This is a genomic window from Cellulomonas sp. P1_G12_2 (assembly GCF_056405535.1).
This window is the reverse complement of sequence record NZ_JBFUBX010000002.1, coordinates 480,711-492,161: the sequence shown is the minus strand read 5'-3', so window position 1 is coordinate 492,161 and position 11,451 is coordinate 480,711. Positions and strand designations below refer to the sequence as shown.

The window sequence follows — 11,451 nt, the reverse complement described above, 5'->3', positions numbered from 1 at the left end:
CGAGCGCGCCGTCCACCCGCCCAGGCTCAGCCGTGGGACGCGCGACCGACCCCGGTGAGCGTCGTGAGCAGGAAGACGCTGTCCTCGACCGCGTGCACCGAGTGCCGCTCGTGCGTGAGCACCCACAGGTGGCCGGTGCTCGCCTCGACGTCCCCGTCGGGAGACTCGACCCGCACCCGTCCGCGCAGGACCTGCAGCGTCGCCGCGTTCGGGGAGTTGTGCTCGCCGAGGCTCGAACCGGCGGTCAGCGCGAGGATCGTCTGCCGCAGCTCGCCGTCGTGCGCCACGATCCCGGCCGAGCGGCCGTGCGGGTCGGAGCGGGCCGCGTCCAGGTGCTGCTCGGCGAGGTCGGCGATGTCGATCATGACCCGAGCGTAGGACTACGCCGGTCGCACCGAGCTCGCGCGCACCACCAGCTCCGCCGGGATCTGCCGGCGCGCCACGACCTCGCCTGCGAACGCGGACTGCAGGGAGCTGACGGCCAGCCGCCCGAGCGCGCCGAAGTCCTGCCGGACCGTGGTCAGCGGGGGCGTGTAGTGCGCGGCGCCGACCTCGTCGTCGAACCCCACCACGGCGACGTCCGACGGCACGCTGACGCCCGTCTCCCAGAACGCGTGCAGCAGCCCGAGGGCCAGCTGGTCGTTCGCCGCGAAGATCGCCGACGGCACCCCCTCACGGGCCATCCGGAGCCCGAGCTCGTACCCGTCGGCCGCGTCCCAGCCGGCCTCGATGTGCTCCGGGGCGCCCGGCCCGGACACCTCGCGCCACCCGGCGAGCCGGTCCTGCGCGTCGAACCAGTCCTGCGGGCCGGCCACGTGGACGACCTCGGTGTGACCCTGGTCGAGCAGGTGCTGGGTGGCCAGCCGGGCGCCGTGCCGCTGGTCGACACCGACCGCGTGCAGGTGCGCGACGGGCGGGACGTCGGACGCCGACGAGATGAGCACCACCGGCACCGGGGACGCGAGGGCGGCGATCGCCTGGGCGACCTCGGTGGTGGGCGCGATGATCGCGATGCCGTCGACGCCCTGGCCCAGGAAGTGCTCGATCGCGGTGTGCATCGTGTCGCCGTCGAACTGGCGGATGGTCGCCACCGACACGTACCAGCCGACCACCCGCGCGGCCTCCTCGAGCCCGACGAGCGTGCTAGTCGGCCCGTACAGCGCAGTGGCCGGGGTGACCACGCCGAGGGTCCCGGAGCGGCGGGTGACCAGGGTGCGCGCCGCGCTGTTGCGGCGGTAGCCCAGCCGGACGATGGCCGCGTTGACCCGCTCGCGCGTCTCGGGGCGGACGCTCGGATGGTCGTTGAGCACCCTCGACACGGTCTGGTGCGAGACGCCCGCGAGCGCGGCGACGTCGCTCATCGCCGGCGGACGCGCGGACGCGTTCATCAGTACTGCTTGCCGAGCTCACGCGAGCGGTCGCGCGCGGCCTCGGCTGCCGCGACGACCCCGGCGCGGACGCCGTGGGCGTCGAGCACCTGGACCGCGGCGACCGTGGTCCCGCCCGGGGAGGACACCCGCTCGCGCAGCACCGCCGGGTGGTCGCCGGACTGGGCCGCGAGCGCCGCGGAGCCCTCGACCGTCGCGATGGCGAGCTTCGTCGCCAGGTCGCGGGTGAGGCCGAGCAGCACGCCGGCCTCGGCCATCGCGTCGATCAGGTAGAACGCGTACGCGGGCCCGGAGCCGGAGATGGCGGTGACCGCGTCGAGGTCCTTCTCCTCCACCCGGACCACGAGCCCGGTGGCACCGAGCATCTTCTCGACGAGAGCCAGGTGCCCCTCGCTCGCGTGCGTGCCCGGGGCGATGGCGCTGGCCCCCTTGCCGACCACCGCGGGCGTGTTGGGCATGACCCGCACGACCGGCTGTGCAGGGTTGAGCCGCTTCTCGTAGGTGGCGATCGGCAGGCCGGCGGCCACGCTGACCACCAGCTCGCCGCCGCGCAGGGCGTCCTTGATCTCGTCCAGGACCGAGGCGACGACGTTGGGCTTGACGGCGAGGAGCACGACGACGGCGCGGGCCGCGGCCTCCGCGTTCGACGAGCCGGTGCGGACCCCGTAGCGGGCGGCGAGCTCCTCGGCCCGCGGCGCGTACCGCTCGGTGACCTCGACCTGCTCGGCAGTCCAGCCTGCGGTCAGCAGCGCGCTGAGCAGGGTCTCCCCCATCACACCGCCGCCCAGCACCGCGACGCGCGGCGTGTCGGCGGTGGGCTCGTCGGTCATCGTGGTCCTCCCGTCCGTGCCGCCGGAGGGCGACGCCGCGAGCCTATCCACGCCGGACGGACGCCGGGGCCGACGCCCAGGGATCCGAGCCCACCCGGATCCCTGGGGCCTGTCTCAGCCGTTCCCGGGCGGTGCGAAGCCGGCCGGCGGCCCGCCGCTGCCGTCCATCACGAAGCCGCCCGGAGGGCCGGTCATCTCGGTCGCGTCGTCGCCCAGGCCCGACAGCCCGGTCGTCGTCGACGTCCCGGTCTCGATCGGCTCGTCGAGGTCCGCGAGGACCACCTCGTCGCCGGCGGACAGACCGTCGGTGATCTCGGTGCGCTCCGTGCCGACCGCGCCGCGCGTGACCGTGACCTCCGTCGGCACGCCGCCCTCGAGCACCTGGACCGTGGCCGTGGCGCCGTCGACGTGGACCGCAGACGTCGGCACGGTGAGCACCTGGTCGGCGCCGGCGACCGTGATCCGGACCTGGGCGGAGGCGCCGTCGTACAGCGTCTCCTCGGTCGGGTCGACGGCGAGCTCGACGGTGTAGGCCGGGTCGGCGGTGGTCGACGTGTCGAGGACGCCGATGCTGCTGACCGTGGCCGTGAGCGTCGCGTCGGTGCTCGGCGTGGTCACCTGGGCGGTCTGGCCGACCGTGACGATGTCGATCTTCGTGAGCGGGACGCTGGTGGTGACCGTGTAGCCGTCGGGGCCGAGGACCGTGATGACGGAGGTGGTCGACGAGGCGGTGACCGAGTCACCCGGGGCCAGCGAGACGGCAGCGACCGTGCCGGCGATCGGGCTGGTCAGGGTCGCGAACGGGAGCCGGCTCTGCGCGAGCGCGACGTTCGCCTGCGCGAGGTCGATGGCCGCCTGGTCGGCCACGATCGTCGCCGCGGAGGCCACGGACGTGGTGGCTCCCGACGAGGAGGACGGCGTGCTGGTCGACGGCGCGCTCGTCGACGGGGTGCTGGTGGAGGGCGCGCTCGTCGACGGGGTGCTCGTCGACGGCGTGCTCGTCGACGGGTTGCTGGCGGACGGGGTGCTCGTCGACGGGCTCGTGCTCGACGAGGAGGACGCCGCCACCGCGCTCTGCAACGCCTGCACCGCCTGGTCCAGCGCGCTCGCGAGGGTCATGAGCGCCTGCTGCTCGGCATCGGTCGCGGTCTGCGCGTCCAGAGCACCGGTCAGGGCGGCCTGGCAGTCGGCGAGCGCCTGCTCGACGGCGGAGGTGTCGGGATCGGCGGTGGCGTCGGGATCGGCCGTGGCGTCGGGGTCCTCGGCCGGAGCCTCGTCGGCGGGCGGATCGGTCGGCTCCGGGGACGGCTCCGGGTCGGGGCTGTCGACGTCGCCGGCGACGACCGCGAGGAACGCCGCGCACGAGGCCTGCGACGCCGTGACGCTCTCGCCGCTGCTCGCCAGCGCGTCGGCGGTGACCTGGTACTGGTCGAGCAGCGCCTTCTGCGCCTGCTGGACGTCGGCCACGGCCTTCGCGACCGCCGGATCCGACGAGTCGCCACGCGGGTCCGCCCCGGGGGTCGGCTCGGTCGTCGGCGCAGCGGTCGGGGCCGACGACGAGGTCGAGGACGAGGAGGTCGAGGACGTCGACGTCGAGCTCGATGCCGTCTGCGAGTCCAGGTCGTCGCTCAGCTGCTGCTGGGCGTCCGCGAGGTCCGCCTCGGCCTTCTGGACGGCGTCCTGCAACGCCTCGGTGTCCAGCGTGGCCAGCACCTCGCCGGCAGCGACGACCTGGCCGACCGACACGCTCACGGTGGCCACCGTGCCGTCCACGGAGAACGCCGCGTCCCGGCGGCTGGCGGACGCGACCGTCCCGACGGTGTCGATGACCTGCTCGACGCTCGACAGCTCGGCGGTGGCGGTGCGGTACCGCTCGTCGGCGGAACCCCCGACAGCGAGGGCGACGCCGCCGCCGCCGGCCACGAGGACCAGGGCGCCCGCGGCGCCGAACCCGACGATCCGGCGCCGACGAGCCCGCCGGCGGAGCGCGACGGACGGGCGTACGGCGCGCTCAGGCATCGGAACCGTCGCCCTGTGCGCCCGCACCGGGGAAGCCGCGACCGAGCATGCCCGTCGAGCACTCGCCGTCGGTCGGCGCGGAGACCGTGACGCTCGTCGCGGTCACCTTGCCGCTGTCGTCGGACTCGCCGCGGGCGGTGGCGCACTGTCCGACGACGATCGCGGACGCGTCGGCCGCGACCGTCGTCGTGTAGGTGGTGGCGTCGGTGACGGTGACCGTCCGCGTCGTCGTGGCGTCGTCCAGGCCGGTCGCCTCGACGGTCAGGGTGCTGCCGTCGGTGGCGGTGACCTTGCCGGTGGCGAGGCCGCCGAAGCCGGCGAAGCCGCCGGGGCCTCCGGACGGCAGGTCGGTCGGAGCACCGTCGGGCAGCTCGCCTGCCGGCATCGACGGCATGTCCGTCGGCATGCCGTCGGGACGGCCACCGCCGCCGGGTCCGCCGCCGCCGAAGCCACCGAAGCCGCCGGTGCAGGTGCCGTCGTCGGCCGGCTCGGTGAGCTGGACGCTGGCGGCCTCCAGCGGAGCGGACGTGTCGGTCGCGTCGCCGCTGGTCGCGGTCGAGACGGCCACCACGCACGCGCCGACCGTGACGTCGGCGAGCGACCCGGCGACCGTCGCGGAGAACGTCGTCGTGTCGGTCCAGGTCACCGCGGTCTGGGCGTCGGTGGACCGCACCTGCATGACGGTCCCGTTCACCGAGGCGATCTCGCCGGACGCACCCCCGCCGGGCCCGGGTCGCTGGGCGTCGTCTGCGCCTTGCTGCTGAGGTGCGGCCGAGGTGGTCGGTGCGGCCGCCTCGGAGGGGCCGGCCGAGCAGCCGGCGAGGACGAGGACCGAGGCCGCAGCGAGCGCGGGAAGCAGTCGCGTGGTCAGGGTGGACATGGAGGGCTCCTTCAGGAAGGGGGAGGTCATTCGGCGCGCAGCGCGTCGATGGGGGCCAGGCGCGCGGCACGCGTGGCGGGGTAGACGCCGAACACCAGGCCGATGCCCATGGCGATCACCACGGACCCGGCCACGGCCGCGCCCGAGACGACGACGGAGGTGTCCAGCAGGCCGGGCAGGATCTGCGCCGCGGCGATCCCGAGGACCGCGCCGAGCACTCCGCCGGCCAGGCCGAGCACCGTGGCCTCGACCAGGAACTGCCGCCGGATGGCCCACGGCGGGGCGCCGAGCGCCTTGCGCAGACCGATCTCGCGGGTCCGCTCGGTGACCGAGACGAGCATGATGTTCATGACCCCGATGCCCCCGACCAGCAGCGACAGGGCCGCGATGCCGGTGAGCAGGACGGTCAGGGTCTTGTAGACGGCGGTCGCCGTGGACACCAGGGCGTCCTGGCTGTTGATGGTGAAGTCGGCGCTGTCGGCGTCGGTGATCCCGTGCAGGTTGAGCAGCAGCGCCTCCGCCTCCTGGTACGCCGCGTTCAGCTGGTCGGTCGATGCCGCCTGGACGTAGATCGTCGACACCGCGTTGCGGTCCTGGCCGCCGACGACCGTGTCCGCCGCCGTGGACATCGGGATGACGGCCACGTCGTCGAGGTCGTTGTCGCCGCTGGCGCCCTCCGCCTCGAGCACGCCGACGACCCGCAGGTCGGTGTCGCCGATGGTCACCGTCTGGCCGACCACCCGCGTGGAGCCGAACAGCTCCTCCGCGGTGGACGGTCCGAGCACGACGACCGCGGCCCGGTCGGCCTCGTCGTCGGCCGTGAAGAACGACCCGGTGGCGAGCGTGCGGCCGCGGACGTCGAGCCAGTCCGTGCTGGTGCCGACCACGCCGGTGGTCCAGTTGGTGTCGTTGGCCTCGAGCGAGGTGGACGTCGTCTTCTCGGCGGCGACCTTGCCGATGTCGGGCGCGTTGACCGACGAGTCGAGCGCCTCGGCGTCGGCGGTGGTGAGCGTGGTGCGCGAGCCGAAGCCCCCGCGCACGCCCTCGGTGCTGGTGCTGCTGCCGGGCTTGACGATGAGCAGGTTGCTGCCCAGCTGGCTGATCTGCTCGCTGACGTCCTTCTGCGTGCCGAGCCCGAGGCCGACCGTGAGGATGACCGCGGCGATGCCGATGAGGATGCCGAGCACGGTGAGGATCGAGCGCATCGCGTGCGAGGTCACCGCCGACCAGCCGGTGCGCAGGGTCTCGGTCCAGGTCATCGGGCACCGTCCGACACGATGAGCCCGTCGTGGACGCGGACGATCCGCTCGGCGCGCTCGGCCACCTCGGCCTCGTGGGTGATCAGGACGATCGTGCGACCTTGCGCGTGCAGCTCGTCGAAGAGCCCCAGGACGTCCCGGGTGGAGGTCGAGTCGAGGTTGCCCGTCGGCTCGTCGGCCAGCAGCAGGGCGGGTTCGCCGACGAGGGCGCGGGCGACCGCGACGCGCTGCTGCTGCCCGCCGGAGAGCTCGCCGGGACGGTTGTCCATCCGGTCGCCGAGCCCGACCCGGGTCAGCGCCGCGGCGGCCCGGTCCCGGCGGACCGGTGCGTGCACGCGGCCGTAGACCAGCGGGAGCTCGACGTTGCGCCACGCCGAGAGCGACGGCAGCAGGTGGAACTGCTGGAACACGAACCCGATGCGGCGGTTGCGGATGTCGGCCAGGTCGATCTCGTCGAGCTCCCCCACGTCCTCGCCGGCCAGGTGGTACGAGCCGCTGGTCAGGGTGTCCAGGCAGCCCAGGATGTTCATCAGCGTCGACTTGCCCGACCCGGACGGCCCCATGACCGCGACGTACTCGCCCTGGTCGATCCGCAGGTCGACGCCCCGCAGGGCCTCGAACTCGATGCTGCCGGACGTGTAGGTCTTGGTGACGCCGACGAGGTCGATGACCGGCTCGTTGCTGTCGGCCCGGGCCGGCGCGGCGATCGACATCGTGAGCTCAGCCATTCGTCGAACCGCCCTGCTGCTGCGGACCTGCGGGGAAGCCGCCCTCGGGGAAGCCGCCCTCGGGGAAGCCCTCCGGGAAGCCCTCCGGCACGGTGCCGCCCTGGCCCTGGCGACCGCTGCCGCCCGACCCCGGGGTGAACGTGGCCAGCACGACCTCGTCGCCCTCGGCCAGTCCCTCGGTGATCTCCGTGACGCTCCCGGATGTCTCGCCGACCGTCACGGGCACGTCGACGGTCTCGCCGTCGGCACCCACCTGCTCGACCGTGGTCGTCCCGTCGGCCGCCGTGGTGACGGCCAGGCTGGGCACCGTGAGCACGTCCGTGCGGCGCTCGTAGACCAGCTCGACCTCGGCGGCGACGCCGTCGTGCAGGCCCTCCTGGTCCCCCGTGACCGCCACGGTGACCGGGTAGGCCGCCACGCCGGAGTCGCTGGTGGACAGCAGGCCGATCTCGCTGATGGTGCCGAACACCGGCTCCGTGGCGCCGTCGAGCGTCACCTCGGCCTGGTCTCCGACCTCGATGAGCGCGATGTCGGCGTCGGAGACCGTCACGTCCACCTGCCACCCCTCGGTGCCCACGATGGTGAACTGCGCGGACGCGGTGTCGCCGCCGGCCGACGGGACGGAGCTGCTGCCCACCGCGTCACCGACCTCGAGGGTGACCGCGGTGAGCAGCCCGGCGACCGGCGCCGTCAGGGTCGCGCCGTCCATCGCGGTCTGCGCGGTGTCGACGCCGGACTGCGCCACGTCGACCTGGGCCTGGGCGGCGGCGACCTGGGCCGAGCCGCTCGCGTCGTCCAGCTTGGCCTGCGCGCCCGCCAGCGTCGCCTTCGCCTGGAGCAGGTCCGCGTTCAGCTGCAGGGTGTCGACCGTGGCGAGCGTCTGCCCGGCCGTCACGGTCTGCCCGACCGCGACGGGCACGCTGGTCACGGTGCCGCTGACCTCGAAGCTCACGTCCTGCTGCACCGACGGCGTCAGCGTCCCGCTGCCGCTGACCGACTTCTGCATCGTCGTCAGGCTCGTCGCCACGGTCCGCGCGACCGGCTCCCCCGACGCGGCTGCTGCGTCCCTGATCCCGAACCACCAGACTCCCGCTGCGACGAGCCCGATGACGACCGCGGCGGTGACCGTCCTCGTCAGCGGTGTCGTCCGCCTCCACACGTGCTGCATGTCCGTCCTCACGTCGACCGGTCCTGTGACCTGGGCCGAACGTAGGGACGCGCGCTGGGCCGCCCGTAGCACTGACCTGTGCCCCACCTGTGGATCGCCGCCGGGAGCGGGCACGCAATCGTTTCGGACCTGTCCGATAGATCCTTTCTTTGGTAACTTGACTAAGTCTGTTCCAGTGCTCGTCCACGGATGCCGGCTCCGGGGGCGGGACGACCCAGGAGGTTCAATGAAGAACCGTCATCTGTCGCGCGCCCTCGCCGCCGGGATCACCGCCGCGGCCCTCAGCGGGATCGTCTCGATCCCCGCGCTGGCCGCCGAGACCGTCACGATCGTCGACCCGGACGCCAGCGCCGCGACCCGCTCCCTGTTCAGCTACCTGGACGACGTCCGCGGCGACGGCATCCTGTTCGGCCACCAGCACACGACGTCCTACGGCCTGACGTTCACCGGCGCCGACGGCATCAAGTCCGACGTCGCGAACATGACCGGCGACCACCCCGCGGTCTTCGGCTGGGACACGCTGATCCTGCAGGGCGACGAGGCCCCGGGCTCCGCGAGCAACACGACCGAGCAGAACATCGCCGCGCTCGACGGCCACCTCGTCAAGGCCCACGAGCTCGGTGGGATCAACACCCTGTCCGCGCACATCGAGAACTTCGTCACCGGCGGCAGCTTCTACGACACCACGGGCGACACCCTGCGCGCGGTGCTGCCCGGCGGACCGAAGAACGCCGAGCTCACCGCGTACCTCGACACCATCGCGGCGACGGCCGACGGGGCGCGCGACGCCGACGGGAACCTCATCCCGATCATCTTCCGGCCGTGGCACGAGAACGCGGGCTCCTGGTTCTGGTGGGGTGCCGCGTTCGGCTCCCCCGGCGAGTACAAGGAGCTGTTCCGGTACACGGTCGAGTACCTGCGAGACGTCAAGGGCGTCTCCAACTTCCTCTACGCGTTCGGACCCGGCAGCGGCTTCGGCGGGAACGCCGAGACGTACCTGCGCACGTACCCGGGTGACGAGTTCGTCGACGTCTTCGGCCTCGACGCGTACGACAACACCGGCTCCGAGGCGTTCCTCGACGGGCTGGTGGCGGACCTCGGGATGATCGCCGACCTCGCGGACTCCAAGGGCAAGGTCTCCGCGTTCACCGAGTTCGGCGTGACCAACGGCGTCGGCACCACGGGCTCCAGCCCCGAGAAGTGGTTCACCAAGGTGCTGGCCGCCATCAAGGCCGACCCGAAGGCCAGCCGCAACGCGTACATGCTGACGTGGGCCAACTTCGACGCGGGTCAGCACTACGTCCCCGTGACCGGCGACGCCCTCCTGCCGGACTTCCAGGAGTACGCGGCCGACCCGTACACGCTGTTCGCCGACGAGGTCACCGGGGCGTTCGACCGGCCCGTGGAGACGACGCCTACCGGTCCGGTCCTGCACATCGCGTCCCCCGCGGACAGCGCCCGGGTGGCCACGTCACCGACGACCGTCCGCGCGACCGTCCAGAACGTCGACGCCGACCGCGTCTACGCCACCGTCGGCGGCACCGAGATCGAGCTCTCCCCCGGTGACGGCCTCTGGTGGTCGGCGCCGTGGGACATCCCCGCAGAGCAGCTGGACAACAGCACGCAGACGCTCGAGGTCCACGTGATCGTCGACGGCGTCGAGATGCTGACCGACAGCGCGTCGGTGGTCCTCGGACCGCGACCGACGTTCGGGCCCGGCATCGTCGACAACTACGAGGGCTACGGCGACGACACCGCCCTGCGGGCCGAGTACGTCTCCTACGGCGCCAACACGCTCTCCCTGGACAGCAGCGGCCCGTCCCAGGGGCTGCGGATGGACTACGACTTCGCCACCCAGACCTACACCGGGTTCGGCCGGCAGATCAGCGGCGACTGGTCGGCGTTCAACGAGCTGTCGCTTCGCGTCGACCCCGACGGCTCCGGCAACAAGATGGTCCTCCAGCTCGTCGCCGGCGGGGTCTCCTACGAGGCGTACCCGTCGCTGGCGGGCACCGACCCCTCCGTGGTGACCATCCCGTTCGTCGACTGGCGACCGGCCCCCTGGGACACCGCCAACGCGAACCGGCGGATCACCGACGCGGACCTCAAGGCGATCTCGCAGTTCAACATCTACGTCAACGCGGCCGACGACGGTACCGGCGCCTCGTCGGGAAGCATCGTGGTCGACGACATCGCCGCCCTGCCGGGTGTCGAGCCGCCGCCGCTGTTCTCCGACGTGCTCCCGGGCTCGCCGAACTTCGAGAGCATCCTCTGGCTGCACGACCAGGGTCTCGACGACGGCTACGCGGACGGCACGTTCCGCCCGACCAGGCCGGAGACACGTGAGGCCGTGGCGTCACTGCTCTACCGGTACTCGGAGGCCACCTTCGTCCCCACGGCGAAGTGGCCGACGTTCCTCGACGTCCCCAAGAAGCACGCCTTCTTCAAGGAGATCGAGTGGCTCGCGCACGAAAAGCTCGTCGACACCCGGATCCCGCTGTTCCTGCCCAAGGCACCCCTCGACCGCTCGTACGCGGCCGAGCTGCTCTGGCGGCTCGCGGGATCACCGGAGCCGGCGGCACCCGAGGCGTTCACCGACGTCCCGTCGTGGCACCCGTACGGTTCCGCGATCGCGTGGGCGACCGAGACCGGCATCGTCGTGCCGTCGTCGGCCACCAGGTACGGCGTGCTCAAGGTCGTCACCCGCGGTGACATGGCCGGGTACCTCGACCGGTACGACCACCGGCCGAGCCCGCTGGAACCCGTGGTGCTCTCCGACTTCACCGACGGCGCCCAGGGCTGGGGACCGGTCGGCGAGGGGACCGTCTCGGCGACCGGCGGGTCGCTCACCGTCAGCGCGTCGTCACCCGACGGCGGCTGGTTCGGGTTCGGCCCAGCGGTCGGCGACTGGACCGGGCGCACCCAGGTGACGTTCGACGTGGTGTCCACCACCGGGTTCGACACCAAGGCGGCCCTGCAGGTGGGCTCGTCGTGGACCTGGTGCGAGACCGCGCAGGTGGGCTGGATCTCCGGGCCGACCGCCGACGTGGTCGTCGACCTGGAGACCCTGACCGCCGACTGCGGCGCGCAGCTGGCCGACGTGAAGAAGGTGAACCTGTACTTCAACGCCGGCACCCACGTGCTCGACGACGTGGTGCTCCACTGACTGACCCTCGCTG

The 11,451-nt window shown here is 72.8% G+C and carries 9 protein-coding genes; 1 reads left to right on the top strand and 8 read right to left on the bottom strand.

Going from position 1 to position 11,451, the window contains the following annotated elements; all coding sequences use genetic code 11:
- Positions 1-26 precede the first annotated feature (26 nt).
- From AC1DXT_RS10275 to AC1DXT_RS10240, 8 genes are all read right to left on the bottom strand, one after another.
- Positions 27-365: a cupin domain-containing protein gene (locus AC1DXT_RS10275; protein WP_477061257.1), complete on the bottom strand. Its 339-nt coding sequence runs from the start codon at positions 363-365 to the stop codon at positions 27-29.
- Between the two features lie 15 nt (positions 366-380).
- Positions 381-1,388: a LacI family DNA-binding transcriptional regulator gene (locus AC1DXT_RS10270; protein ID WP_477061256.1), complete on the bottom strand. Its 1,008-nt coding sequence runs from the start codon at positions 1,386-1,388 to the stop codon at positions 381-383.
- The gene (gene proC / locus AC1DXT_RS10265; protein WP_477061255.1) at positions 1,388-2,218 is read right to left on the bottom strand and encodes a pyrroline-5-carboxylate reductase; all 831 of its coding nucleotides are present in this window, start codon (positions 2,216-2,218) and stop codon (positions 1,388-1,390) included. The genes AC1DXT_RS10270 and proC overlap by 1 nt, the downstream gene beginning before the upstream one ends.
- Positions 2,219-2,332: 114 nt before the next feature.
- On the bottom strand, positions 2,333-4,237 hold the full coding sequence (locus AC1DXT_RS10260) for an efflux RND transporter periplasmic adaptor subunit (protein WP_477061254.1): 1,905 nt from the start codon (positions 4,235-4,237) through the stop codon (positions 2,333-2,335).
- A complete protein-coding gene (locus AC1DXT_RS10255; RefSeq protein ID WP_477061253.1) occupies positions 4,230-5,117 on the bottom strand; it encodes a hypothetical protein in 888 nt (295 codons plus the stop codon). The genes AC1DXT_RS10260 and AC1DXT_RS10255 overlap by 8 nt, the downstream gene beginning before the upstream one ends.
- 26 nt (positions 5,118-5,143) lie before the next feature.
- Positions 5,144-6,376: an ABC transporter permease gene (locus tag AC1DXT_RS10250; RefSeq protein ID WP_477061252.1), complete on the bottom strand. Its 1,233-nt coding sequence runs from the start codon at positions 6,374-6,376 to the stop codon at positions 5,144-5,146.
- A complete protein-coding gene (locus tag AC1DXT_RS10245) occupies positions 6,373-7,104 on the bottom strand; it encodes an ABC transporter ATP-binding protein (protein ID WP_477061251.1) in 732 nt (243 codons plus the stop codon). The genes AC1DXT_RS10250 and AC1DXT_RS10245 overlap by 4 nt, the downstream gene beginning before the upstream one ends.
- Complete coding sequence (locus AC1DXT_RS10240; protein ID WP_477061250.1) at positions 7,097-8,284, bottom strand: efflux RND transporter periplasmic adaptor subunit; 1,188 nt, start codon at positions 8,282-8,284, stop codon at positions 7,097-7,099. The genes AC1DXT_RS10245 and AC1DXT_RS10240 overlap by 8 nt, the downstream gene beginning before the upstream one ends.
- A gap of 214 nt (positions 8,285-8,498) precedes the next feature.
- On the opposite strand from AC1DXT_RS10240, the gene AC1DXT_RS10235 reads away from it, so the two are divergent.
- Positions 8,499-11,438, top strand: a complete 2,940-nt coding sequence (locus tag AC1DXT_RS10235) for a glycosyl hydrolase (protein WP_477061249.1) — start codon at positions 8,499-8,501, stop codon at positions 11,436-11,438.
- Positions 11,439-11,451 lie beyond the last annotated feature (13 nt).

Excerpts from the sequence above, each read along its gene's own strand:
- AC1DXT_RS10270 (WP_477061256.1), bottom strand. The coding sequence starts at position 1,388 with ATGAACGCGTCCGCGCGTCCGCCGGCGATGAGCGACGTCGCCGCGCTC.
- AC1DXT_RS10275 (WP_477061257.1), bottom strand. The coding sequence starts at position 365 with ATGATCGACATCGCCGACCTCGCCGAGCAGCACCTGGACGCGGCCCGC.
- AC1DXT_RS10250 (WP_477061252.1), bottom strand. The coding sequence starts at position 6,376 with ATGACCTGGACCGAGACCCTGCGCACCGGCTGGTCGGCGGTGACCTCG.
- AC1DXT_RS10260 (WP_477061254.1), bottom strand. The coding sequence starts at position 4,237 with ATGCCTGAGCGCGCCGTACGCCCGTCCGTCGCGCTCCGCCGGCGGGCT.
- AC1DXT_RS10245 (WP_477061251.1), bottom strand. The coding sequence starts at position 7,104 with ATGGCTGAGCTCACGATGTCGATCGCCGCGCCGGCCCGGGCCGACAGC.
- AC1DXT_RS10235 (WP_477061249.1), top strand. The coding sequence starts at position 8,499 with ATGAAGAACCGTCATCTGTCGCGCGCCCTCGCCGCCGGGATCACCGCC.
- proC (WP_477061255.1), bottom strand. The coding sequence starts at position 2,218 with ATGACCGACGAGCCCACCGCCGACACGCCGCGCGTCGCGGTGCTGGGC.
- AC1DXT_RS10255 (WP_477061253.1), bottom strand. The coding sequence starts at position 5,117 with ATGTCCACCCTGACCACGCGACTGCTTCCCGCGCTCGCTGCGGCCTCG.